The organism is Streptomyces sp. NPDC049687 (assembly GCF_044465285.1).
Classification (GTDB): Bacteria; Actinomycetota; Actinomycetes; order Streptomycetales; family Streptomycetaceae; genus Streptomyces.
Genome location: NZ_JBITLN010000004.1, coordinates 116,584 through 140,881, shown reverse-complemented (window position 1 = coordinate 140,881; position 24,298 = coordinate 116,584). Strand labels below are relative to the sequence as shown.

The 24,298-nt window shown below is 71.4% G+C and carries 21 protein-coding genes; 14 read left to right on the top strand and 7 right to left on the bottom strand.

Translation table 11 applies throughout. From position 1 onward, the window contains the following. Positions 1 to 323 precede the first annotated feature (323 nt). Both ACIBVL_RS14975 and ACIBVL_RS14970 read left to right on the top strand, forming a co-directional pair. Positions 324 to 1,301, top strand: coding sequence for a helix-turn-helix domain-containing protein (locus ACIBVL_RS14975; RefSeq protein WP_399097544.1), 978 nt, complete (start codon positions 324 to 326; stop codon positions 1,299 to 1,301). Between the two features lie 54 nt (positions 1,302 to 1,355). Then, the gene (locus ACIBVL_RS14970) at positions 1,356 to 1,838 is read left to right on the top strand and encodes a DUF456 domain-containing protein (protein WP_399097542.1); all 483 of its coding nucleotides are present in this window, start codon (positions 1,356 to 1,358) and stop codon (positions 1,836 to 1,838) included. Between the two features lie 90 nt (positions 1,839 to 1,928). Here the strand turns inward: ACIBVL_RS14970 and ACIBVL_RS14965 are convergent, their stop codons facing one another. The 3 genes from ACIBVL_RS14965 to rsgA form a co-directional block, all read right to left on the bottom strand. After that, positions 1,929 to 2,414: a methylated-DNA--[protein]-cysteine S-methyltransferase gene (locus tag ACIBVL_RS14965; RefSeq protein WP_399097540.1), complete on the bottom strand. Its 486-nt coding sequence runs from the start codon at positions 2,412 to 2,414 to the stop codon at positions 1,929 to 1,931. After that, positions 2,414 to 3,802: a bifunctional transcriptional activator/DNA repair enzyme AdaA gene (locus tag ACIBVL_RS14960; protein WP_399097538.1), complete on the bottom strand. Its 1,389-nt coding sequence runs from the start codon at positions 3,800 to 3,802 to the stop codon at positions 2,414 to 2,416. The genes ACIBVL_RS14965 and ACIBVL_RS14960 overlap by 1 nt, the downstream gene beginning before the upstream one ends. Positions 3,803 to 3,898: 96 nt before the next feature. Beyond that, positions 3,899 to 5,023, bottom strand: coding sequence for a ribosome small subunit-dependent GTPase A (gene rsgA / locus ACIBVL_RS14955; protein WP_399097536.1), 1,125 nt, complete (start codon positions 5,021 to 5,023; stop codon positions 3,899 to 3,901). Between the two features lie 296 nt (positions 5,024 to 5,319). Between rsgA and ACIBVL_RS14950 the strand changes: the two genes are divergently transcribed. Continuing rightward, a complete protein-coding gene (locus ACIBVL_RS14950; RefSeq protein WP_399097534.1) occupies positions 5,320 to 5,991 on the top strand; it encodes a DUF2278 family protein in 672 nt (223 codons plus the stop codon). A gap of 27 nt (positions 5,992 to 6,018) precedes the next feature. Here the strand turns inward: ACIBVL_RS14950 and ACIBVL_RS14945 are convergent, their stop codons facing one another. Beyond that, positions 6,019 to 7,500: a cellulose binding domain-containing protein gene (locus ACIBVL_RS14945; RefSeq protein ID WP_399097532.1), complete on the bottom strand. Its 1,482-nt coding sequence runs from the start codon at positions 7,498 to 7,500 to the stop codon at positions 6,019 to 6,021. Positions 7,501 to 7,713: 213 nt separating this feature from the next. Then, a complete protein-coding gene (locus tag ACIBVL_RS14940) occupies positions 7,714 to 9,033 on the bottom strand; it encodes a radical SAM protein (RefSeq protein ID WP_399097530.1) in 1,320 nt (439 codons plus the stop codon). Between the two features lie 148 nt (positions 9,034 to 9,181). On the opposite strand from ACIBVL_RS14940, the gene ACIBVL_RS14935 reads away from it, so the two are divergent. The 9 genes from ACIBVL_RS14935 to ACIBVL_RS14895 all read left to right on the top strand — a co-directional run bounded on the left by ACIBVL_RS14935 (position 9,182) and on the right by ACIBVL_RS14895 (position 21,033). Continuing rightward, complete coding sequence (locus tag ACIBVL_RS14935) at positions 9,182 to 10,486, top strand: FAD-binding protein (RefSeq protein WP_399097528.1); 1,305 nt, start codon at positions 9,182 to 9,184, stop codon at positions 10,484 to 10,486. 135 nt (positions 10,487 to 10,621) lie between these two features. Beyond that, on the top strand, positions 10,622 to 11,869 hold the full coding sequence (locus ACIBVL_RS14930) for an ROK family protein (protein ID WP_399097526.1): 1,248 nt from the start codon (positions 10,622 to 10,624) through the stop codon (positions 11,867 to 11,869). 399 nt (positions 11,870 to 12,268) lie between these two features. Continuing rightward, positions 12,269 to 13,531, top strand: a complete 1,263-nt coding sequence (locus ACIBVL_RS14925) for an ABC transporter substrate-binding protein (protein ID WP_399097524.1) — start codon at positions 12,269 to 12,271, stop codon at positions 13,529 to 13,531. 20 nt (positions 13,532 to 13,551) lie between these two features. Further along, the gene (locus tag ACIBVL_RS14920; RefSeq protein WP_399097522.1) at positions 13,552 to 14,517 is read left to right on the top strand and encodes a carbohydrate ABC transporter permease; all 966 of its coding nucleotides are present in this window, start codon (positions 13,552 to 13,554) and stop codon (positions 14,515 to 14,517) included. Further along, entirely contained in the window at positions 14,514 to 15,386 is an 873-nt protein-coding gene (locus ACIBVL_RS14915; protein ID WP_399097520.1) for a carbohydrate ABC transporter permease, read from the top strand. The genes ACIBVL_RS14920 and ACIBVL_RS14915 overlap by 4 nt, the downstream gene beginning before the upstream one ends. A 12-nt stretch (positions 15,387 to 15,398) precedes the next feature. Then, positions 15,399 to 18,284 (top strand): glycoside hydrolase family 2 TIM barrel-domain containing protein, encoded by a 2,886-nt coding sequence (locus tag ACIBVL_RS14910; protein WP_399097518.1) that lies wholly within the window; start codon positions 15,399 to 15,401, stop codon positions 18,282 to 18,284. A 142-nt stretch (positions 18,285 to 18,426) separates the two neighbouring features. Further along, on the top strand, positions 18,427 to 19,422 hold the full coding sequence (locus tag ACIBVL_RS14905; protein ID WP_399097516.1) for an ATP-binding cassette domain-containing protein: 996 nt from the start codon (positions 18,427 to 18,429) through the stop codon (positions 19,420 to 19,422). Positions 19,423 to 19,430: 8 nt separating this feature from the next. Beyond that, positions 19,431 to 20,225 carry an ABC-2 family transporter protein gene (locus ACIBVL_RS14900; protein WP_399097919.1) on the top strand — a complete coding sequence of 265 codons (795 nt, stop codon included), beginning with the start codon at positions 19,431 to 19,433 and terminating at the stop codon, positions 20,223 to 20,225. Between the two features lie 7 nt (positions 20,226 to 20,232). Next, entirely contained in the window at positions 20,233 to 21,033 is an 801-nt protein-coding gene (locus tag ACIBVL_RS14895) for an ABC transporter permease (RefSeq protein WP_399097918.1), read from the top strand. 47 nt (positions 21,034 to 21,080) lie between these two features. On the opposite strand, the gene ACIBVL_RS14890 is transcribed toward ACIBVL_RS14895, so the two are convergent. Beyond that, positions 21,081 to 21,767 (bottom strand): TetR/AcrR family transcriptional regulator, encoded by a 687-nt coding sequence (locus ACIBVL_RS14890; RefSeq protein WP_399097514.1) that lies wholly within the window; start codon positions 21,765 to 21,767, stop codon positions 21,081 to 21,083. A gap of 165 nt (positions 21,768 to 21,932) precedes the next feature. Between ACIBVL_RS14890 and ACIBVL_RS14885 the strand changes: the two genes are divergently transcribed. Beyond that, positions 21,933 to 22,550 carry an NADPH-dependent FMN reductase gene (locus tag ACIBVL_RS14885; RefSeq protein ID WP_399097512.1) on the top strand — a complete coding sequence of 206 codons (618 nt, stop codon included), beginning with the start codon at positions 21,933 to 21,935 and terminating at the stop codon, positions 22,548 to 22,550. 12 nt (positions 22,551 to 22,562) lie between these two features. Further along, a complete protein-coding gene (locus tag ACIBVL_RS14880; RefSeq protein WP_399097510.1) occupies positions 22,563 to 23,972 on the top strand; it encodes a DHA2 family efflux MFS transporter permease subunit in 1,410 nt (469 codons plus the stop codon). 64 nt (positions 23,973 to 24,036) lie between these two features. Here the strand turns inward: ACIBVL_RS14880 and ACIBVL_RS14875 are convergent, their stop codons facing one another. Continuing rightward, complete coding sequence (locus ACIBVL_RS14875) at positions 24,037 to 24,240, bottom strand: hypothetical protein (protein WP_399097508.1); 204 nt, start codon at positions 24,238 to 24,240, stop codon at positions 24,037 to 24,039. Positions 24,241 to 24,298: the final 58 nt, after the last annotated feature.

Genomic DNA, 24,298 nt, shown 5'->3' with positions numbered 1-24,298 from the left:
TGCCTCACCGCCGAACATGCGTACGGGCGCCACGGCGCCGATCGACGGGCGGTCCCACCCCCACGGGAGGAGCGCCCGGCAGCCTTGCGGGCGCCGGGCCCACGTCCCCTCGCGCCCCTGTGCGTCAGGAGCCCGGACCGCGTTTCCCGTGCACCGCGTTCCTGGAGATCGGCGGTGCATGATCACGTCTTCCCGCCGTGGCCACACCTTGGCAGAGTGACATCCGGTACGGCGACGATGTGCGGTGGCGGCGGGTTGACGCCGTGACCGTTTCCCGCCACCGCTTGGATATCGGAGAAGAGCCGAGAAGGGATCCGCACCCGATGCTGGGAGCGACAGGGCTCGACGAGACGCACGCGTCGGCGTACCGGGCGCTGCTGTCGGTGGGCGCCGCCGACGTGCCCGGTCTCGCCCGTCGGCTGGCCCTCGACGAGTACGACACCGAGCGCGCCCTGCGCCGCCTGGAGCGGCACGGCCTCGCGGCTCAGTCCCCGGGCCGGCCCGGCCACTGGGTCGCCGCACCGCCCGCCGTCGCGCTGGGCGCGCCGCTCACCCGGCAGCCGCACGGGCTGGAGAAGGCGGCGGCGCTGCCGGCCGAGGAGTACCGGGAGGCGGCCGCCGAGCCGTCCGTGCACGACCTCGTCGAGGTGGTGACCGGGGCGGCGGCGGTGTCCCGGCGTTTCCTGCAGATCCAGTGGGGCGCGAGTGACGAGGTGTGCGCGCTGGTCACCGGCGCCCCGGTGGCCGTGACCGGCGCCGAGAACGACGCGGAGGAGAAACGGCCGTCCCGGCGCGGCGTGCGCCACCGCGTCGTCCTGGAACGGCAGGTCCTCCACCAGCCGCACGGCGTCACCGAACTGACCGAGGCGTTCGGCCTCGGCGCGCAGGTGAGGGTGGTGGACCGGGTGCCGACGAAGCTGGTCGTCGCCGACCGCTCGCTCGCCCTGGTCACGCTCACCGGCCGCTCGGCGGAGCCCACCGCGCTGGTGGTGCACGCCGGCGGTCTCCTCGAACTCCTCTCGGGCCTCTTCGAGTCGGTGTGGCGGGACGCCCTGCCGCTCGGACTCGGCGTGGACGGCGTGGTCGAGCGAAGCCCGGACGGCCCCGACGCCACCGATCTCGAGATCCTCTCCCTGCTGCTGGCCGGGCTGACCGACGCGAGCGTCGCCAAACAGCTCGACCTGGGCCTGAGGACCGTGCAGCGCCGGGTGCGGGGGCTGATGGAGCTGACGGGCGTGTCGACCCGGCTGCAGCTGGGCTGGGCCGCGTACGAACGCGGCTGGGTGACCCGCGAGCGGTAACGCCCGCCCACCTCTTGACCTGCGCTTTCCTCGCGCCTCCGGCACTCTGGGCAGATGGGAGTGTGGGAGCTCCTGCTGGTCGGTCTGGTGATCCTGCTCGGCCTGTGCGGAGTGCTGGTGCCCGGCGTGCCGGGGTCGTGGCTGGTGTGGTCCGCGGTCCTGTGGTGGGCGCTGAAGGATCCGCAGCCGGTCGCCTGGTGGGTGCTCGTCGGCGCCACGCTCGCGTTGTTCCTGAGCCAGGTGGTGCGCTGGGCGCTGCCGCCGCGCCGTCTGCGGGAGAGCGGCGCCACGCCCCGGATGGCGGTGTACGCCGGCGTCGGCGCGCTCCTCGGCTTCCTCCTGCTGCCCGTGCTCGGCGCGATCCCCGGCTTCATGGGCGGCGTCTACCTCTGCGAACGCCTCCGCCTGGGCCGCCACGGCGAGGCCCGAGCCGCCCTGCGCACGGCCATGCGCTCGGGCGGCTCCAGCGTTCTCGCCGAACTGTTCACCTGCCTGCTGATCGCGGGGGCGTGGCTGGGGGCGGTGGTGTGGGGGTGACGACGCCCCTACCGCGGCGCCCAGCCTCCCTTTACGAACCTGACCTCACGTTTTCACGACCCTCGTCTCACACTTTTCACGAACCTGGTCTCACGACCACGCTCCCTCGAGGGTGAGCAGCCGGACCTTGCGCTCCAGGCCTCCCGCATAGCCGGTGAGCGAGCCGTCCGCGCCGATCACCCGGTGACAGGGACGCAGGATCAGCAACGGGTTCGCGCCGATCGCGCCGCCGACGGCCCGCACGGCCGCCCTGGAGGCGCCGACACGGGCGGCGATCTCGCCGTACGTCGTGGTCGCCCCGTAGGGGACGGCGTCGAGGGCGTCCCACACCCGCTCGCGGAACACGGTGCCCTCCGGACGCAGCTCCAGCCGGAACTCCTTCAGCTCGGCGGCGAAGTACGCGGCGAGCTGTTCCTGGGCGGCGCGGAAGGGTCCCGGATCGTGCCGCCAGCCGTCCTGGACGGCCCTGCCGCCCTTCTGCCCCGGCAGGGACAGCGAGGTCAGCGCGCCGTCGGGGCCGGCGGTCAGGAGCAGGGCACCGAGCGGGCTGTCGGCACGGGTCCAGTACACGGTCATTATGGGGTCTCCTCCGCTGCACGCAGGTGGTGAAGGGCGTACGTCCGCCACGGACGCCAGGTGTCGGGGACGTCCGCGCCGGGCGGCGCGACGTCGGGGTCGCCGAGGGCGCGGGCCCGGATCGCCGCCACGGTACGGGCGTCCAGCCCGGGTACGGCGAGCAGGGCGGCCTCGGCGTCGTCCCGGTCGGCGCCGGGGTCGAGGCGTACGGTGCCGTCCGCGAGGGCCACGGCGAGCGGGCCGACGGTTTCCGCGAGGGCGGCCGGTTCCGGGAAGAGGTGGGTGAGGGTGCCGCGGGGCGCGTCCAGCGCCTTGCCGTGGGCGCGGACCAGCCGCTCGGCCTGCGCCCTCCCCACCAGGGCCCGTACGGCGTACTCCTCCGGGTCGGCGGCCCCCGGTGCGCGCAGCCCGGGCCGGGCGGCGACCAGTGGGGCGAGCCGTGGGTCGGCGCCGAGGCGCTCGTCGACGGCGTACGGATCGGCGTCGAGGTCGAACAGGCGGCGCAGCCGCTGGACGGCGGTGGTGAGGTCGCGCGGGTCGGTGAGGTGCAGCCGCGCGTCGAGCCAGCCGCCGGGATGGAGGGTGGAGGACCGGCCGGTGCCGCCCGGCCGTTCGTCGACGGCGACGATCCCGGTGCCGTACGGGAGGCGGAGCGTACGACGGTAGGTCCGCCCGCCGACGGGACCGCTCATCTCCTCCACCCCCGGCACCGCCTCACGTTCCAGCAGGTCGAAGACGTACGCCGCGTGGTAGGGGCCGCGGTGGGCGAGCCGCAGCGGGATGCCGGCGGCCGGGGCGGCCGTACGGCGGGAGGTACGCGCGGCGGCCGCCCGCAGCTCGGTCGGGGTCGCCGCGTACACGGCGCGGATCGTGTCGTTGAACTGGCGCACACTGGCGAACCCGGAAGCGAACGCGATCTCGGTGACCGGCAGTCCGGTCGTCTGCAGCAGGACCCGCGCGGTGTGGGCGCGCTGGGCGCGGGCGAGGGCGACCGGGCCCGCGCCGAGTTCGGCGGTCAGCTGCCGCTGCACCTGGCGGGCGCTGTAGCCGAGCCGTACGGCGAGCCCGGCGACGCCCTCCCGGTCGACGACCCCGTCGCCGATCAGCCGCATGGCCCGGCCGACGACGTCGGCGCGCGCGTTCCAGTCGGCGGAGCCGGGCACGGCGTCCGGACGGCACCGCCGGCAGGCCCGGAAACCCGAGCCCTGCGCGGCGGCGGCCGTCGCGAAGAACCGCACGTTGTGCCGTTTCGGTGTGACGGCGGGGCAGCTGGGCCGGCAGTAGATGCCGGTCGTCTCGACGGCGAAGAAGAACTCCCCGTCGAACCGCGCGTCCCGGCTGCGCACCGCCTCGTACCTGGTGTCCTGCCCGATGTCCTGGTCCGTCATGGGTTCCAGTCTTCGCCCGGGACGGGCACCCCGCTAGCGGAAATCGGACGTCACGGTGGGCGCGGACCGGTCACCGGGGTGGGGGCCCGCACCAGGTCACCGGGGAGGTGCCGGCTGCCACGGCCCCCGCCCCCGCTTGGCGTCCCCCGCCGCCCGGCCCTCCGCCTTCCTGCGCTTCCAGTCCCGGCGGACTCCGGCCCGCATCCGGGCGTCGGACTTGGCGACGATCCACTGGTTCTCCCGGACCAGTTTGCGGTAGCTCTCCAGCCGTCGCACGGGCAGTTCGCCGTCCTCCACGGCGGCGAGCACCGCGCACCCCGGTTCGGACTCGTGCGCGCAGTCGTGGAACCGGCAGCCCCGGGCGAGCTCCTCGATCTCGGAGAAGACCTGCCCGACCCCGCTGCCGGCGTCCCAGAGGCCGACCCCGCGCAGCCCGGGAGTGTCGATCAGGACGCCCCCGCCGGGCAGCGGCAGCAGATTGCGGGTGGTCGTGGTGTGCCGCCCCTTGCCGTCCAGGTCACGGGTGGCCCGGACGTCCATCACGTCCGCGCCGACGAGCGCGTTGGCGAGCGTGGACTTGCCCGCTCCGGACGCCCCGAGCAGCACGGTCGTGCCCCGTCCGAGGAGCGCTGCGAGTTCCTCGACGCCCTCGCCGTCGTGTGCGCAGACGGTGAGCACAGCGACGCCGGGCGCGGTGGTCTCCACGTCCTGGACGAGATACGCCAGGGCGGCAGGGTCGGGCACCAGGTCGGCCTTGGTGAGCACCACGACGGGCTGCGCGCCGGACTCCCAGGCCAGCGCCAGGAACCGTTCGACGCGGCCGAGGTCGAGTTCGACGGCCAGGGACATCGCGACCACGGCGTGGTCGACGTTGGCGGCGAGGATCTGCCCCTCGGACCGCTTGGAGGAGGTGGAGCGGACGAAGGCGGTACGGCGCGGCAGCAGCGTCCGTACGTACCGCGGGTCGGCACCCTCGGGATCGAGTGCGACCCAGTCCCCGGTGCAGACGACCTTCATCGGGTCGTGGGGGACGACGAACTCGGTGTCGGCGCGGACCGTTCCGGCCGGGGTGACGACGTCGCACAGGCCGCGGTCGACCCGTACGACACGGCCGGGCAGGAGACCCTGCTCGGCGTAGGGGGCGAACTCGGCCGCCCAGCCCTCGTCCCAGCCGTGGGCGGCGAGAGGGTGCGACGAAGCCGAAGAGAGGAAATGAGGCAAGGGGAACCCTTCACAGGGCGGCCCCGGCGGCGCTCACGGGCGCGAAGAGACGAAAGAAGAAGGAAAAGGTCAGCCGGGGACCGCGGAGGTGGAGTGGACGATCGTCTGGCTGCGGCGAGCAGCACCCGTGTCGGTGACAGTCATCGGTCGCACCTCCCTTTCTCCTGCGTTCCCAGGACTCCGTAAGGCTAGGGAGGCGCACGGGCGGACGCCAACGGTTTTCTTCCGCGGCCGACACCCGTACGGACCGTCACGGCGGCACCGCGCGGCGTGGTCCCGGGTGGTTCACTGGCGGAATGCCTTTTGAACGCTACGGCGTGCTGTCCGGGACTCTGTACCGTCACTACCGCGACCGGCCGGACGACCAGGGCCGCTGGTTCCACGTCCATGTGGAGGTGGACGCGCCCGACGGGCGCTACCGGTGCGCCGTCGACGTCGACAGCCACAAGTCCAACGTCGGGGTGCAGTGGAAGGCGTTCACGCTGGACGCCGACGCTCTCGGGCCGGTCCCGGCGCTCGGTCCGGGCTGCCACGACCTCGGGCCCTCTCCGGACTCCGGCGCCCTGGACTTCCTGCGCCATCCGGAACTGGTGGACCGGTCCGGTGTCCTGTTCCAGCGCCGTCCCCCGTCCTGGCTGCAGGACCTCCTCGACCTGTTCGGCTCCCGGCCGTGGCACGCGGGCTCCAACATCGACGCCGCCACCGCGCTGGAGGCGATCCTGGTGGAAGGGCGGCCCACGCTCGTCTTCGGTGAGCCGTTCGACGACGACCCCGAGGGGGACCTCGGGATGCACAACATCCACCAGAACCAGGGCGATCCGGCCGGTTCCCAGTGGTCGCCGGAGAACGGGATCTGGCAGGACGGCGCGACGCTCACCCAGCGCCCGGACGGCCGGTACGACGTGTTCGTGAACAAGTTCTCCAGCCAGGCGGGACACACGGACAGCGCCGGTCGCCCCGTCGTGTGACGCCCGCCCCGGGCGGTTGCCCCGTCGTCAGGAACCCGCGCACTTCCGCCCGTTGAGCGTGAACCCGGACGGTGCCGTGTTCGTGTCCTGCCAGGAGGCGAGGAAGCCGAAGCTGAGGGTGCCGTGGGCGGCCACGGACCGGTTGTAGTCGGCGGCCGTCGCGGTGACCCGGGTGCCGTGCTGTGCGACGCTCGCGTCCCACATCTGATCGACCCTCTGCCCGTCCTCGAAGGACCAGGCGACCCGCCAGGAGTCCAGGGCGACGGCGGAGGTGACCGTCACGGTGGCCTGGAAGCCGTCGGGCCACTGATTGACGAGTTCGTAGCGGACCTCGCAGGCGGCCGCGTCGGAGCTCTCGCGGGTGCCCGCGGTGGACGAGGTGGTGCCCTGGGGTTCGGGGTCGGGCTTCTCGTGGTCGCTCGCGCTCGGCGAGTCGCTGCCGGAGGGAGCCGGGGACGCGGAGGACGGCAGGGCGGAGGTCTCGGGAGTGGCGGAAGGCCGTGGGGAGCCGGGGCCGGCCACCGGGGTGCTGTCCGTGGGGGCACCCTGCGCACCGGTGTCCATGTCGTCGCCCCCGAACGGCATCAGCGACGCGGCGAGCGCCAGCCCCGAGACCAGGACGGCGGCGACGAGCAGCCCGTTGCGTCTCAGTCGCGCCCTGCTCGCGACGGCACGCTCCGCCTCGCCCTGAGGGTCCGGCGTGTCGGGGCGTCCCCCGCCCAGGCGGACCTCGGCGGCCCGGCGGCGGCGCTCCAGGTACGCGAGGCCGCCCCAGCCGATGACCCCGCCGGCCAGCGCGGCGGGCAGTCCGCCGCCGTGCAGCCGCAGACAGGCCGCGGCCTCCGCGCACTCGACGCAGGTGGCGAGGTGCCGGGAGAGGTCTTCGGGGGTCTCGGCGCCGGGCGAGCGGGTGACGGCGTCGAGCAGCCGGACGTAGGAGCGGCACTCCGCGCTCATCGGCGTGTCGAGATGGTTGCGGTGGCAGCGGTCCCGGAACAGGCCGCGCACCGCGTTGAGTTCCTCCACGGAGGCGTCCGGGTCCAGGCCCTGCCGGCGCACGACGGAACGCAGCGGCAGCGCCTCCACCTCCGCCAGCCACAGCAGGGTGGCGTCCGCCTCCCCCATGTCGCGCAGTCCGCGCAGGGCGATGGGGCGGCGCAACGGCGGGCCGGTGTACCGCCAGGCCTTGTCGGAGTTGAGCCACAGCCGCAGATCGGGGTCGAGTTTATGACCCTGTCCCTGGGTCTCCCAGGCGGCCGCCGTGGTGCGTACGGCGGTGAGCAGCATGGGGATCCGGGGCAGCCGGGACGAGCGGCGGCCCGCGCCTCGTGCGGTACCGTCCTCGGCGGCGCGGGCCTCCTGTATGCCGAGCGCGAACGCCTCACGGGCCAGTTGGTTGGCCGCGGTCGAGCCGGAGGTGCACAGGTCCGCGTACGACAGGACGGCGTCCCAGCACTCGGAGAACAGCGCTGCCTCGGCGGCGTCCTTGGGGGTCGGCAGGTCGGGCATGGGTCTCCTGCATTCAAATGCGAGGTCAACTCACCATGACGGCAATGGGGTTGGGGGGAACCTCGCGGCAGAGACCGAGGATTTCACGTTACTCACACAACTGACAAGCGCCCTGTTCAGATGTCATGTCAGGACGTCTGGACAGGCGGCCGCGCCCTTCCCCACCCTCTGGTACGGACGCGGACCGCCCTGTGTTCAATGGCGGTGCCGGGACTATACGGCCGCCGTGTCCCGCGCCGGAAGGGAGTCCATGAAGGAACTCACGGAGAACACCGCGCGGCCGGGCCCGGGCGGGCCGTAGCCGGGGGGCGAGGAGAGCCCGAAGTCGTCCATCGTGGCCCGGTAGGCCTCCAGGAGACGGATGTGGTACTCCAGCGGCGCGCCCTGCGGGTTGGCCTTGCCGAGCGGGGTCGTCGGCTCCGGGCACCAGGTGGTGAAGCGGGGCGTGATGCCGTGGGACATGAAGAAGCGCAGGCCCTCGGTGGTCGACGCGATCGCCTCGTCGACGGTGGTGAATCCGAACGGCTCGGCCATCTCCACGCCCGCCACGAAGTTGGGGATGACGTTGCGCGCGCCGAACACCTCGGCCGAGTCCAGGATCCTCTTGTGCCACTCGTCGCGGCCGACGTACCGCTCCTTGCCCGGGCAGTACAGCTCGAACAACCGCCGGTCCCACACCTCGTAGTTGGGGTGGTAGATCTGCACGCCGTAGTCCTTGAACCGCTGCACGTCGTCGCGCGGCAGCGCCTGGGCGACCACCTTGCCGATCCAGCGGCCCGGGAAGCGCTCCTCGATGGCCTTGGCGTAGTGGCCGTAGAAGTCGGCCTCGTCGCGCCCGGCGACCGTCTTGGTGATCGCGCCGCCGGTGAGGGTGTAGGCGGTGGAGACCTTCGCGGTGTCGTACCGGTCGATGATCTCGAGGGCCTCCAGCACCTCCTCGACGTCCTTGACTCCCGTATACGGTCGACCGGCGGCCTTGTGCTGGCGCCAGTTGTGGTTGATGTCGCAGTACTGGCACTCCTCCTTGGCGCCGAAGTACTGGCAGACCCGGAAGACGGTCAGATAGATCAGATAGCCCCACTGGATGGTCGGGGCGACCTCCATCACCGACTTCCCGTTGGACAGCGTGTGCCGGTAGTACTCGGGCATGGGCGGCACACCGACGTCGGCGATGCGCTTCCCGTCGAGGTAGAGACCGAGGAGCCCCTCCTCGTCCGCCGCCACCCGGTACGGCGAGGACGGGTTCACCCGCACGGACACGACGGTCCGCCGCAGGTCGTACGGTCCTCCGGTGAGGATGATCTCCTCCGGCGGGCGGCGCAGCGCGGCCTCGCCCAGCTCCGGCAGGGTGCCGTGGTCGAAGGAGAAGATGAAGTACGACTTCGGCTTCACCTCGCCCGATTCGTTGTCGCTGAGGGCCGAGGCGTCGAATGCCACTCCCCCGCGCAGCAGGTCCTCCTTGAAGACGGCCTCCCGCGGCACATGCGGAAACCGCTCCATCAGATCCTCGACCAGCGCGGTACGGCTGCCCATCCGTCTCTCCTCCCGGCTCAGGCGTACGACTCCTCACGGTATGCCCCCGTGGGCAGGGGGGTGGGGGCGGGGGCCTCGTGTTGCGGGCAGGGTAGGTTCGACCAGGGCATTCAGGGTGGTCGATCTCCTCGGAGGGGCGGGCAGTCGTATGGGCGGGACCGTGACGGACGGGGCCGGGCAGCACGAGGCGGGGCGGCACGGGACGGCGGGCGGGCGGCCGTGGCGCAACTGGGCGGGCAACATCACCTTCACCGCCGGGGAACTGCGCCGGCCGGACTCGCCCGACGCGCTGCGCGCCCTCGTGGCGAGAAGCGGGCGGGTACGGGTGCTGGGCAGCGGGCACTCCTTCAACACGCTCGCCGAGCCGGGCGCCGACGGGGTGCTGCTGTCCCTCGGTGCGCTGCCGGCCGAGATCGACGTCGACACGGCGGCCCGGACGGTGCGGGTCGGCGGCGGGGTGCGGTACGCGGAACTGGCCCGGCGGGTGCACGAGCACGGGCTCGCGCTGCCGAACATGGCGTCCCTCCCGCACATCTCCGTGGCCGGTTCGGTGGCGACCGGCACCCATGGGTCGGGGGTGCGCAACGGGTCGCTCGCCTCCTCCGTGCGGGAGGTGGAGCTCCTCACGGCGGACGGCTCGACCCTCGTCATCGGGCGCGACGACCGGCGCTTCGACGGGGCCGTGACCTCCCTGGGCGCCCTCGGGGTGGTCACCGCGCTCACCCTGGACCTGGAACCCGGCTACGAGGTCGAACAGCACCTGTTCACCGAGCTGCCCCTGGAAGGGCTGGACTTCGAGGCGGTGGCGTCGGCCGCGTACAGCGTGAGCCTGTTCACCGACTGGGGTGCGCCCGGTTTCCGGCAGGTGTGGCTGAAGCGGCGCACCGACCAGCCCCTCGCCGTCTTCCCGTGGGCCACGCCCGCCGCGGAGGCGCTGCATCCGGTGCCGGGGATGCCGGCGGTCAACTGCACGGAGCAGTTCGGGGTGCCGGGGCCGTGGCACGAGCGGCTGCCGCACTTCCGGGCGGAGTTCACGCCGAGCAGCGGGGAGGAGCTGCAGAGCGAGTATCTGCTGCCGCGGTCGGCCGCTGCCGGAATGCTGTATGCGATCGACGGGATCCGGGAGACGGTCTCCCGTGTCCTGCAGACCTGCGAGGTGCGGACGGTCGCCGCCGACGAGCAGTGGCTGAGCCCCGCGTACGGCCGGGACACGGTGGCGGTGCACTTCACCTGGGTCGCGGACACGGCAGCCGTGCTGCCGGTGGTGCGGGAGGTGGAGGCCGTGCTGGAGCCGTTCTCCCCGCGGCCGCACTGGGGGAAGGTGTTCGGGATCCCGGCCACGGTGGTTCGTACGCGGTATCCCCGGATCGGCGACTTCGCGGAGCTGGTACGGGAGCTGGATCCGGCCGGGAAGTTCACCAACGCCTTCGTCCGGGACGTCCTGGGGGCCTGAACCCGCCACCTGGTCCCGGACTTTATAAAGCCCCTTTCCTAACCCCTTGTCGAACGTCCTGGCACGCCATAGCCTGTCGCCGCGCCGGTCCCGTCGCCGGTGCCGGAACCGGTGCCGGGTGGCGAAGGGAATTCGATGAAGCGCGGCACATCACGTGACATCCGCACCGCGAACCGCTACGAGGTGCTGCGCCAGATCATCGCCGCCTCACCCACCTCCCGGCAGGAGCTGGCGGCCGCCACCGGGCTCTCCCTCGCCACGGTCGCCACCCTGGTCGGCGAACTGCTCGACCTCCGCATGATCACGGAGGTCGGGTTCGAGGACTCGGCGGGCGGCCGCCCCCGGGGCCTCGTGGCCGTGAACGCGTCGGGGGGCGCGTTGATCGGCGTCGACATCGCCGAGACGTACGTCCATGTCGAGCTGTTCGACCTCGGGCTGAACGTGCTGGGTCGCGCCGAGGAGGACATGCGACCCGGCGAGAGCCGGCCGGAGCAGGTGGTCGGCCATGTCGCCGCGGCCGTCGGCTCGGTGGTCGCACAGGCCGGAATCGAGGCGGCCCGGGTGCTGGGCGTCGGCGTGAGCGTGCCCGGTCAGGTGGACCGGGACACCGGCATCGCCGAGTACGCGCCCAACTGGGACTGGCACGACGTGCCGTTGCTCGACCTGCTCTCCGAACACATCGCGTATCCCCTCTACTTGGACAATCCGCTGCGCGCCGGCGCGGTCGCCGAGCTGTGGTTCGGGGCGGCGCGCGGGCACGGGAACGCGGTCGTGGTCAACCTGGGGACGGGCGTCGGCGCCGGACTCGTCCTCGGCGGCGGACTGCACCGGGGGGTCAGCAACAGCGCCGGCGAATGGGGGCACACCACACTCGTGCTCGACGGCCGGCTGTGCCGCTGCGGCAACCACGGCTGCGTGGAGACATACGTCGGCGCGCCCGGCATCATGCAGAACCTGCGCGAACTCAGCCCGCAGAGCCCGCTGTTGCATCCCGACGACCAGACCGCCACCATCGACGCGCTGGCCGCCGGCGTCTCCGCGAACGAGCCCGTCGCCGTCAAGGTGGTCCGGGACACCGCCCGTTACCTCGGTGCCGGCATCGCCAACCTCGTCAACGTGCTCAACCCCGAGGTGGTCGTGCTGAGCAGCTGGGTCGCCGCCCGGCTCGGCGAACCCCTCCTCGCCGAGGTGCGCGAGGCCGTCGCCCGGCACGCGCTGAAACGGCCGCTGGCCGCCAACCGGATCGTCCTCTCCCCGATCCCCACCGACCCCGCCTGTCTGGGCGCGGCGACGTTCGCGCTCGAAGGGGCGCTGCAGTCCGTCGGGCAGAGGAGCACCAGACGCACGACCGCGGCAAGGAGCCGTACCGCACCGACGCCATAGATCAGCGAACCGCACCACCTTCACGCCGACGGAAGGGACGCAGTGGTGACGCGCACCGACAGGACCGCCCGCGCGGCCGCCCCGGCCGAGGCCTCCCCCCGCCCCACGACGAGCCGGCCGAGAGCTCGCCCACGGCTTTCCCTGAGCTGATCCCGCCGCGACACCCCCTGAACCGAGGGCCGCCGGACCCTGACCCGGCGGCCCTCATCAGCCTGCCCGCTTCCGCCCCGGCCGCTCGCGTTCGCCATCCCGAACCGATCACAACGCTTCGAACAGGCTTCGTCCAACCCCTTGCCGAAGCCTTAGCCGAAGGTTAACGTCCCGCTCCGCAAGCCGATTTGAGCCACCTGGCAGCTGAGCCATGGAGCCGTAGCCGCACTTCGAGACAAGGACGTCAGCATGTCGGCAATGAGCAACAGCAACTGGTCCCGTCGTTCTCTCTTCCGGGCCGCCGCGGGCATGGCCGCGGCCGGCACGCTGGCCGCCTGCGGCAGCAACAACGGCAGAGGCGGCGGCAGTTCCGGCACCAGCCTGACCCAGTACTTCCACGCCTACGGCGAGCAGGGCACCGAACAGGCCATCAAGCGGTACGCGAAGGCGTACAAGGACGCGAACGTGACCACGCAGTGGATCACCGCCGCCGACTTCGAGAACAAGCTGTTCGCGACGCTGCTCACCAAGAACGCGCCCGACCTGTTCGAGTTCCACCCGCAGATCCAGATGGTCAAGAGCGGTCAGGTGGCGGACCTGACCGACATCATCGACCCGGTCAAGGACGACTTCAACCCGGCCGACATCGCCTCGCACACGGTCGACGGGAAGGTCTACGGCGTCCGGATGATCGACGACCCGCAGTTCTTCTTCTACCGGCCCTCGCTGCTGGAGAAGGCCGGCGTGAAGGTGCCGGAGACCCTCGACGAGCTGATCGAGGCCGCCGCCAAGCTCACCACCGGCAAGGTCAAGGGCCTGTACCTCGGCAACGACCTGCACGCGGTCATCAACCCGATGATCTGGTCGGCCGGCGCGAACACCCTCGACGACAAGAACCAGATCGCCTACCACACGCCGGGCGTCGTCGAAGGCCTGAAGAAGATGCGCCAGTTGTTCACCAGCGGCCACCTCCTCCTCGGCGCCCCGACCGACTACTGGGACCCCTCCGCGCTCAACCAGGGCCTGTGCGCGATCCAGTTCTGCGGGATGTGGGCGATGCCGCAGTTCCAGCAGACGCTCGGCGACGACATCGGGATCTTCCCCTTCCCGAAGACCATCGACTCCGGCAAGCAGTCGGTCTACAACGGCGGTTGGTCGATGTTCGTCAACGCCAAGGGCAAGAACGTCGAAGCGGCCAAGGAGTACGTCAAGTGGCTGTGGATCGACCAGAAGAAGTACCAGGAGGACTGGGCCACCTCCTACGGCTTCCACATCCCGCCCCGTGCCTCCATCGCCCAGTCCGCCACCAAGCTGCAGTCGGGCCTGCCCGCAGAAGGCGTCAAGCTCTTCAACGAGTTCGGGCACTTCGACAACATCGGCTGGACCCAGGCCATGATCACCGCGCTCGAGGACGTCTTCGCCAACAGCGTCCGCAAGGGCGGTGACCCGGAGGCCGCCCTCGACAAGGCGGACACGGCCGTCAACCGCGAGCTCAAGAAGCTCTTCGGATAGGCCGGCGGGCGGACCACGACATGCCGACGACCACCAAGCTCGACCTCGCGAGCCCCGCCCCGGCGAAGGCCTCCCCGGCCAAGCCTCGGCGGGGTCTGCGGGGCAACAGCACCTTCAACTTCTGGCTCTTCTGCGGACCGTTCCTCGTCGGGCTGCTGATCTTCATCTACGTGCCCATCGGCTGGAGCGTCTGGCTCAGCTTCTTCGACGCGCGCTTCACCGTCACGCCGGACAAGTTCATCGGCTTCGACAACTACCGGTACATGCTGACGAACGACGACTTCGTCGGCTCACTCGGCACTTTCACCGTGTTCGCCGCCTTCATCGTCCCCACCACCTGGGCACTCTCGCTGGGCCTCGCCCTGCTGGTGAACCGGCTGCGGTTCATGCGGGCGTTCTTCCGCTCGGTCTTCTTCCTGCCGACCGCGTGCTCCTATGTCGCGGCGGCGCTGATCTGGAAGATGTCCATCTTCAACGGGGTCCGCTTCGGCCTCGCGAACACGGTCCTCGACTGGTTCGGGGTCGACAACATCGCCTGGCTGGTCACCCCCGACCCGCCCTGGTACTGGCTGGTCATCGTCACGGCACGGCTGTGGCTGCAGTCCGGCTTCTACATGATCCTCTTCCTGGCCGCGCTGCAGAACATCCCGGGCGAGCTGTACGAGGCGGCCGCCATCGACGGCGCCAAGCCGGGCTGGCAGACCTTCCGCCACATCACGCTGCCCCAGCTGCGGGCCACGTCGACCGCGGTGATCCTGCTGCTGCTCATCGCCGCCTACCAGGCGTTCGACGAGTTCTACAACCTGCTGTCCAAGACCACCTGGGGCCGTCCGCCCCTCGTCGAGCTGTACTACACCGCCCTGGGCGAGAACCAGGACTACGGCGCCGGCAGCGCGGGCGCGGTCATCCTGACCGTGCTGATCGTCGTCGTCACCCTTTTCCAGGGCAAGATCATGGGCTTCGGAAGGGGTGAGGAGTCCAAGTGACCACCACAACGCCCGAGATACGCGGGAGCAAGACCCGCCGCAGCCACGGCATGATGGGCAGCACCGGCCTCTACATCGCGACCGGCGTCGCCGCCCTGCTCTTCCTGATCCCGTTCTACCTGCTGGTCCGCAACGCGCTCTCCACCGACGCCGACATCACCGGAGAGCACTGGAAGTTCTTCCCCACGCACCTCGAGTGGGGCAACGTCGGCGACGTCTGGAACGACACATCGGTGCCGTTCGCCCGGTCGATGTGGAACTCCGCGGTCGTCGCCGTCCTGCACACCACCGGCGTCCTGCTGGTGTGCTCCCTCGCCGGGTACGCCCTGGCCCGCATCCCGTACAAGCACTCCAACAAGATCTTCTACGCCGTCCTGGGGACCCTGATGGTCCCGACCGCCGTCACGTTCGTACCCAGCTTCGTGCTGGTTTCGTCCCTCGGCTGGGTGGACACCTACCGCGGCCTCATCATTCCGGGTCTGTTCAGTGGTTTCACCTGCTTCCTGTTCCGGCAGTACTTCCTGGGGTTCCCCAAGGAGCTGGAGGAGGCGGCACGCGTGGACGGGCTCGGTTACTGGGGCGCGTACTGGCGCGTCGTCGTACCCAACTCGCTGAACTTCTTCGCGGCGATCGCCACCATCACCTTCATCAACGGCTGGAACTCCTTCCTGTGGCCGCTGGTCATCGGCCAGGACCCGAACGCCTGGACCGTCCAGGTGGCGCTCTCCAACTACACCACCGCCCAGACCGTGGTCTTCCACCAGATCTTCATGGCGACCGCCATTTCCATCCTGCCCCTGTTGTTCGTGTTCCTCTTCCTCCAGCGCTGGCTGGTGCAGGGGATCGCGCAGACCGGCATCAAGGGCTGAGCTAGGAGACAGATGTCCTTCCGCACCACCAGCACGACGACGGCCGTGGATTACGTCGAGGATGTCTCACCGGGCGGCGGCGCCCTTCCGCCCCGCGCCCGGTACGCCACCTCGGACGCGAAATCCCTTTCGCTGAACGGCAGTTGGCGGTTCCGGCTGTCACAGACGGCGGACGCCGAGGACGACTCCTTCGCCGCGGACGGCTACGACGCCGGGGACTGGGCCGAGGTCACGGTCCCCGGCCACTGGGTCCTGCAGGGCGACGGCGCGTTCGGGTCACCGATCTACACCAACCACCTCTACCCCTTCCCGGTCGACCCGCCGCGGGTGCCGACCGAGAACCCGACCGGTGACCATCTGCGGGTCTTCGACCTTCCGGCGGACTGGCCCGACCTGTCGGAAGGCGGCGCGGTCCTGCGCTTCGACGGCGTGGAGTCCTGCGCCCGGGTGTGGCTGAACGGCACGGACCTCGGCGAGTTCAAGGGCTCACGGCTGCCGCACGAGTTCGCGGTCGGACATCTGCTGAAGCCCGCGGGCAATGTACTGGCGGTCCGCGTCCACCAGTGGTCGGCCGGCTCCTACCTGGAGGACCAGGACCAGTGGTGGCTGCCGGGCATCTTCCGTGACGTGACCCTGTTGCACCGGCCGGCGGGCTGCGCGCTCGACTTCTTCGTGCACGCCTCCTACGACCACGTCACGGGCGAGGGCACCCTGCGGGTCGACTCCGACGTCGACGGGCGGGTGACCGTACCCGTCCTGGACATCGATGTCGCGACCGGGACGACGGTCACCGTGCCCGTGCGGCCGTGGACGGCGGAGACCCCGCACCTGTACGACGGTGTCCTCGCCACCGAGGGCGAACGGGTGGCGCTGCGGATCGGCTTCCGTACCGTGGAGCTGGCCGACGGCCTGATCAAGGTCAACGGAAAGCCGGTCCTCTTCAAGGGAGTCAACCGGCACGAGTGGCACCCGGAGCGCGGCCGCGCCCTGGACCTGGAGACCATGCGCGAGGACGTGCTGCTGATGAAGCGGCACAACGTCAACGCCGTCCGCACCTCCCACTACCCGCCCCACCCCGCCTTCCTCGACCTCTGCGACGAGTACGGGCTGTGGGTCGTCGACGAGTGCGACCTGGAGACCCACGGCTTCGTCGAGCAGGCCTGGCGGGACAACCCCGTCGACGACGACCGCTGGACCCCGGCCCTCCTGGACCGCGCCGCCCGCATGGTCGAGCGGGACAAGAACCATCCGTCGGTGGTGATCTGGTCCCTCGGCAACGAGGCCGGCACCGGCCGCGGCCTGACCGCGATGGCCGAGTGGATCCACGCCCGCGACACCTCGCGCCTCGTGCACTACGAGGGCGACATCGACTGCCGTGACACCGACGTGTATTCGCGCATGTACGCCTCCCACGAGGAGGTCGAGCGGATCGGCCGCGGACTGGACGGCGGCACGCACAAGCGCCGCCGACTCCCCTTCATCCTCTGCGAGTACGCGCACGCCATGGGCAACGGCCCCGGCGGACTCGCCGACTACCAGCGGATCTTCGAGGCGCACGAGCGGGTGCAGGGCGGCTTCGTCTGGGAGTGGATCGACCACGGCATCCGGCATCCGGAGCTGGGCTACGCCTACGGCGGTGACTTCGGCGAGGAACTGCACGACGGGAACTTCGTCTGCGACGGCCTGGTCCTCCCCGACCGCACCCCCTCCCCCGGCCTCGTCGAGTTCAAGAAGGTGATCGAACCGGTCGCCCTGGAGGGCTCCGGCGACGGCACGGTCCGCGTCACCAACAAACAGGACTTCGCGGACCTGTCGGCACTGGCCTTCACCTGGGCGTTCGAGGCCGACGGCGAGACGGTCGCGGAGGGCGGCCTGGCGGTTCCCGCGCTCGGTGCCGGCGAGTCGGCGGACGTGAAGCTGCCGCCGCTCCCGGCGGCCGTCCCGGCCGGCGCCGAGACGGCCTGGACGGTCCGCGCCGTCCTCGCCGAGGACACGCCGTGGGCGGCCGCCGGCCATGTGGTGGCCTGGGGCCAGGTGCCCGTCGCGGCACGGGCGGTGCCGGCCCTCGCCGCGACCGGCGGGCCGGTCGCCGACGGGCGGATCGTCACCCTCGGCCCGGCCACCTTCGACGCCCGCACGGGCGCGCTGCGCGCCATCGGCCCGGTGGAGGTGACCGGCCTGCGCCTGGACGTGTGGCGGGCGACCACCGACAACGACGACGGCGCGCCCTGGCAGTCGGACATCCGCCACGGCGAGCTCTGGCGCAAGCTGGGCCTGCACCGCATGCGGCACCGCCTCGACGCGGTGGAACTCGGGGGCGACGCGCTGACGGTACGCACCCGGGTGGCCCCCGCGGCCTGGGAAGTGGGCCTGTCGACGGTATACAGGTGGACGTCGGACGGCGACCGTATGCGGCTGACCGTATCCGTCACGCCCGAGGGCGACTGGACGGTCCCGCTGCCCCGGCTCGGCGTGCGCTTCGGACTGGCCGAGGCCGACGCGGTGACCTGGTTCGGCGGCGGTCCCGGTGAGGCGTATCCGGACAGCAGGATGGCATCGGCGGTCGGCCGTTGGCAGTCGACGGTGGATCGTATGCAGACTCCCTACGTCCGTCCCCAGGAGAACGGCGCCCGCGCCGACGTCCGCTGGGCGGAGCTCGGAGGCCTGCGCATCGAGGGCGACCCGGAGTTCTGGTTCACCGCCCGGCGCTGGACGAGCGAGCAGTTGGACGCCGCCCGGCACCGTACCGATCTGACGCCGGGCGACACGGTCTGGGTCAACCTCGACCACGGCCAGCACGGCCTCGGTTCGCAGTCCTGCGGTCCGGGTCCGCTTCCTCAGTACTTCCTGGACGTGGCGCCCGCCGAGTTCTCCTTCGTGTTCTCGGCCACCCGGTGACCGGGAGATCCGGCGGCCGGACCGCCTCTTGGTCGATTAATGGATTGACCATGTGATCGACATTCCGACACCGTGAGGAGCCTCTCCCGTGGCCGTGCCGGCCCCCCAGCCGGCCGGCCGCGCTCCACTGGAGGTTGAACGAGTGAGCGGCACCATCCAGGTGCGCGGTCTGTCCCGCACCTTCCACACCACCGTCCGCCGACCCGGCTTCGCCGGAGCGCTGCGTTCCCTGGTCAACCCGGAGCGGGTCGCCAAGCACGCCGTCAGCGACATCACCTTCGACGTGGGCGCGGGCGAACTCCTCGCCCTGCTCGGCCCGAACGGAGCCGGCAAGTCCACCACCATCAAGATGCTCACCGGTATCCTCACCCCCACCTCCGGCGAGGCCCGCGTCGCGGATGTCGTGCCGTACCGGGAGCGGGAGCGCAACGCCCGCAACATCGGGGCGGTGTTCGGGCAGCGCACCCAGCTGTGGTGGGACCTTCCGGTGCGCGAGTCGTTCTCGATCCTGAGGGACATCTACGAGGTGCCGAAGGCCGAGCACAACGCCCGCCTCGAGGAGTTCGACGATCTCCTGGCCCTCTCCGCCTTCTGGGACACCCGGGTGCGGCATCTCTCGCTGGGCCAGCGTGTGCGCTGCGACCTGGCGGCCGCGCTGCTGCACGACCCACCCGTGGTCTTTCTCGACGAACCCACCATCGGCATGGACGTGGTGGTCAAGGAGCAGGTCCGCGAGTTCCTCCGGTACCAGGTCGAACAGCGCGGCCGTACCGTCCTGTTGACCACCCACGACATGACGGAGGTGGAACGGCTCGCCGAGCGGGTGGTGCTGGTCAACCACGGGCGGCTCGTACTGGACGGCACCCTCGACGAGATCCGCCGGAAGTTCGGCTCCACCTGGCAGGTGCGGGCCACGCTCGCCGATCCGCACTCCGAGGTCGCCGCGCTGCCGGGAATCGCGGTGGTCCGTCACGAGGGCGCCCGGGTGGTGTTCGGCCCGGACGGATCTGCCGCGCCGACCGTGCACCAGGCGCTGAAGTCGGTCATCGAACGGTACGAGGTGACGGACATCGCGCTGGACGAGGCGGATCTGGAGGACGTCATGCGGGCCGCCTACATCCACGCGGAGGCGCTGTGACGGCGACGTTGCGCGCGTGGCGCGCCGCCCGCGTCACTCCGCTGGGCGAGCTGCACGCCCCGCCCCGGATGACGGCGGTCCTGCTGCGGCTGGTCGTGCAGGTGGTGCTGGTGGCGTCCCTGTGGCACGGCCTGTACTCCCGCACCGGCACCTCGGCAGGCCTCGACGAAGGCCAGGCGGTCACGTACGCGGTCCTGGCCGTGCTCGCCTCCCGGCTGCGGGAGTTGGACCAGTTCGCGGGCCGGGACACCGTGATCCAGCACATGTACTACGGCACCATCGTCTACTGGTACCTGCGCCCGCTGCCGCCGCAGCGCTACTACGCCCTGCGCGCCCTCGGCGAGCAGGTGTACGGCTTCGCGTGGGCGCTGGGCGGCTACGTGGTGTGTCTGGCGGCCGGGGTGATCGAGCCGCCCGGGTCGGCCGCCGTGGCAGCGGTGTTCGCGCTCAGTCTGCTGCTCGGCCAGTGGGTCCTGTACTACGTGATGCTCGTCCTGGACCAGCTGTGCTTCTTCACCATCCGCAACAACTCCGCGATGCTGATCCTGATCTTCGCGCAGAACCTGCTGTCCGGGGTCTACGCGCCGCTGTGGTTCTTCCCGGACTGGTTCATCAGGCTGAGCGGCTTCCTGCCGTTCCAGGCGACGCTGAACGTGCCGCTGTCCCTGTACATCGGCCGGATCCGACTGTCCGACGCGGCGGTCCAGTTGGCGGTGCAGGCTGCCTGGGTCGTCGTGCTGGCGCTGTTCACCCGGTGGGTGTGGCGGCGGGCCGCGCAGCGCGTGATCTCACAGGGAGGCTGAGGTGTCGGTGAAGGCCCTGCGCATCGCGTGGCGCATCACGCTGCTCAACATCCGTGCCTCGATGGAGTACCGCAGCGAGTTTCTGCTGAACATCGCGATCGGCGCGATCTGGCAGGTGTCGGTGATCGTTTTCGCGACCGTACTGCTGTCCCGGTTCACCGGGATGGGCGGCTGGGACAGCTCGGAGGTGCTGCTGATCCCGGCGACGCGGATGCTCGCGCACGGTCTGATGGTGCTGCTGCTGGGGCGGGTGCACTTCATCGGGCGGCAGATCCAGGAAGGGAAGATCGACATCTATCTGCTGCGCCCCATGCCGGTGCACCGCCAGGTCCAGCTCGCCTTCTTCCCGACGAACGCGATCGGCGACCTGACCGTGGCCACGGGCCTGATGGTGGGCGCGATCGGCCGCAGCCATCTGGACTGGACGGCGGGCAGGGTCTCGTATCTGGTCGCCGCGGTCGTGGGCGGCATGCTGCTGGAGGCGGCGCTCTTCACGGCGGTGGCCGCCGCCTCGCTGCGCTTCCCGGCCGCCGACTACTGGAGCCGCTGGCTGGAGGAGCTCCTCGGCACCTTCGGCAGCTACCCGCTGAACGTGCTCCCGCGGGCGGTCGGCGGCCTGCTGACCTACGGCCTTCCACTCGCGTTCGTCGCCTATCTCCCGGCCGCCGTCCTCACCGGCCACGGCCACGACACCGGTGTCCCCTACTGGCTGGCGGCGGCCTCTCCCCTGCTGGGTGTGCTGGCGTACCTGGGCTCACGCCTGCTGTGGCGGTGGAGCCTCGGGCGCTACACCGGGGTGAGCGGATGACCGAGCGATCCGGCCCACGGGAGTGATGCGCCCCGTCCGCAGGGGGCTCACCTTGTGCGGTACGCCCGGACGAAGGCCGCGACGCCGCCGGTGATCAGGCGCTCCGTCTCCTCCTTCGGCAGCGGCAGCACCCCGTAGTGGGACTGTTGCGCGATCGTGTGGGAGACGAGGGCCATGAAGTGCGTGGCGGCGAGGGAGGCGTCGCCGTGCAGGTCGAGCAGGCCGGCGTCGGCCAGGCCCGCCAGTGCCTCGGCGAGTGCCCGGCCGGCCGGGCCCGGGCCGGCGTCGCGCCAGGCCTGGAGCACCTCCGGTGGGACGTGGTCGGCCTCGGCGTGGATGTGGCGGACCAACGCGAAATGGTTCGGGTAGTCCTCCATGAGACCGACGAACGCGCGGGCGAGCGCGACGAGTTCGCGTTCCAGGTCCTCAGGGCGAGGCGGTCGCGCCGGGTCCAGCACGGCGTGCAGCCGGGCGATCTGGGCGTCCTTCACCTCGCCGGAGGTCCAGGTGACGACCGTGCGGAACAGCTGAGCCTTGCCCCCGGGGAAGTGGTTGTAGAGCGTGCGCGTCGACACACCGGCCTCGGCGGCGAGCGCGTCGACCGAGGCGCGCGCGTACCCCTCCCGCCCGAAGACCGTGCAGGCCGCGCCCGCCATCGCGATCCACTTCTCCAGTTTGCGGGGGGAGTACTCCCGTTGCGCCGCCTCCCTCCACGCGTCGTTGGTGCTGCCCACTGCGTCTCCTCACGTCCTTGCCCGAGCCCATCCTGACTCATGGCCCAGCTACTTACAACGAGCGTTGTACTTTTACAACGAGCGTTGTACTTTCGGGGCGTGAGGCCGCACGGAGCGGCCGTCCCGCCCCTTCGGGGGCACAGGGAGAACGAGGGGGACACACCTATGCCCAGCCACGCCGTCACACCCGGTGAGGAGACTCCTCTGCGGGTCGCCGTCGTCGTCGCCAGCGTCCGCGAGGGCCGTCAGGGCCGCCGCGTGGCCGAGTGGTTCCTCGGCACCGCGGCCGGCCGCGACGACCTGGACCTCGACGTCGTCGATCTCGCGGACGTCGATCTGCCGCTGGTCATGCCCGGCTGGGGCGGCACGGCGAGCCCCGAGGCCGCGGCGGCGCTCGCGGAGGTGTCACCGCGGCTGGCCGCCGCCGACGCCTTCGTCGTCGTCACGCCCGAGTACAACCACAGTTTCCCGGCCGCGCTGAAGAACTTCATCGACTGGCACCACCCCCAGTGGCAGGCCAAGCCGGTCGGTTTCGTCTCGTACGGCGGCCTCGCCGGCGGTGTCCGCGCGGTGGAGCAACTCCGGCAGGTCTTCGCCGAGTTGCACGCCACGACCGTACGCGACTCGGTCAGTCTGCACGGCCCCTGGTCCGGGCTCGGCGAGGACGGCCGGCCCCGGGACGCCACCGTCTGCGAGGGCGCGGCCAAGGGCATGCTCGGTCAACTCACCTGGTGGGGCCGGGCCTTGCGGGCGGCGCGCCGGGCCCACCCCTACCAGGGCTGAAGGGCGGACGGCATGGCAACGCCTCGGGCCGTGGACGCGCCGCCGGGAAGCGCTTCCGCGGACGCCCTGAACCGCACTCTCGTCGTCGTCGTCATCGGCTCGGTGATGTCGGTGCTGGACATGACGATCGTCAACGTCGCACTGCGCAGCCTCGCGGAGGCGTTCCACGCCCCGTTGCAGACGACCCAGTGGGCGGTCACCGCCTACACACTGGCGCTGGCCGCCGTGATCCCGACCACCGCTTGGGCGATGGCACGCGTCGGCGCCAAGCGCGCCTATCTCACCGCGCTCGTCCTCTTCACCCTCGGCTCGCTGCTCGCGGCCTGCGCCTGGTCCACGGTGACCCTGATCGCTTTCCGGGCGGTGCAGGGGCTCGGCGGCGGCCTGCTGATGCCCGTCGGCATGGCGATGGCGATGGGCGCCGCGGACCGGGACCGGTACGGCCGCACGATGGCCCTGCTCGGACTGCCGATCCTGGTCGGCCCGGTGGCCGGCCCGGTCCTGGGAGGCTGGTTGCTCGACGCCACGTCCTGGCGTTGGATCTTCCTGATCAACCTCCCGGTCGGAGCGGTGGCCTTGGCGCTCGCCGCGAAGCTCTTGCGTCCGGACGCCCCCCGCGGCACGGCACCCGCGCCCCCGCTCGACGTACTCGGGCTGCTGATGCTCTCACCGGGCCTCGCGCTACTGCTGTTCGGACTGGCGCACGGCGGCGAGCGGGGCGACTTCGCGTCGCCGGGCGCCCTGGTGCCGGCACTGACGGGTGCCGCCCTGATCGCCGTGTTCGTGAGGCGGGCGCTGTCGGTACGTCACCCGCTGCTGGACCTCGGGCTGTTGGCGGACCGCACGTTCGCCCTGGGCATCGCCACCCTGGCGCTGTTCACCTGCGGTTACTTCGGGTCGATGCTGCTGGGCCCGGTGTACTGGCAGCAGGTGCGCGGCTGGAGCCCCACGGCGACCGGGCTGCTCGGGGTGCCGTTCGGACTGGCGGTCGGTACGACCATGCAGGTCGCGGCGCGGAGTGTCGACAGGGTGTCGCCGCGGCGGCTGATCCGCGCCGGGATCGCGGTGGGGGCGCTCGGTATGGCCCTGACGGGTCTGCAGATCGGCGCCGAGGACGTGCCCGCCTGGCGACTGGTCTGCGCGACGGCGGTGATCGGGGTCGGCTCCGGGATGGTGCTGCTGCCGACGATGGCGACGGCGAGCCGCGACCTGCCGAAGGACCGGATGGCCGCGGCGAGCACGGCCCTGAGCATCAACTCCCAGGTGTGCGCGTCGGTCGGCACCGCGCTCCTCTCCGTCGTCCTGGGCGCGGCGGGGCCGGACCCGGCGGGTTTCCGCACCGCCTACCTGGTCGCGGCCGGACTGCTCGCGCTGGCGCTGCTCCCCGCGACGGGGCTGCCCGCCCACAGCCAGAAGGACTGAACGGCCCGGGACAGGGCCGGTACCCGCCGACGCTGCGTCCCGTTGGGGGTGATATGACGCCCCGTCACCCCCGCCCCGCGCCGCGTACCGGTGACAGCAGCGCGGTCCCCGCGACCAGGACACAGGCGCCGCCCGCCACCAGTGCCACCGGGGCGGTGCCGTGCCGCTCCGCCGTCCAGGTCAGGACGGCAGCGCCGACCGGGGCGGCCGCGTAGTGGAGGTCGGAGGTGATCTCCCGCGATCGGCCGCCGCGCGCCCCGTACGCCACTGGTCCCCCTCCGGATTCCCCGGCAACCCTACGTCCCTCGGCGGCGACACAGAGGGGA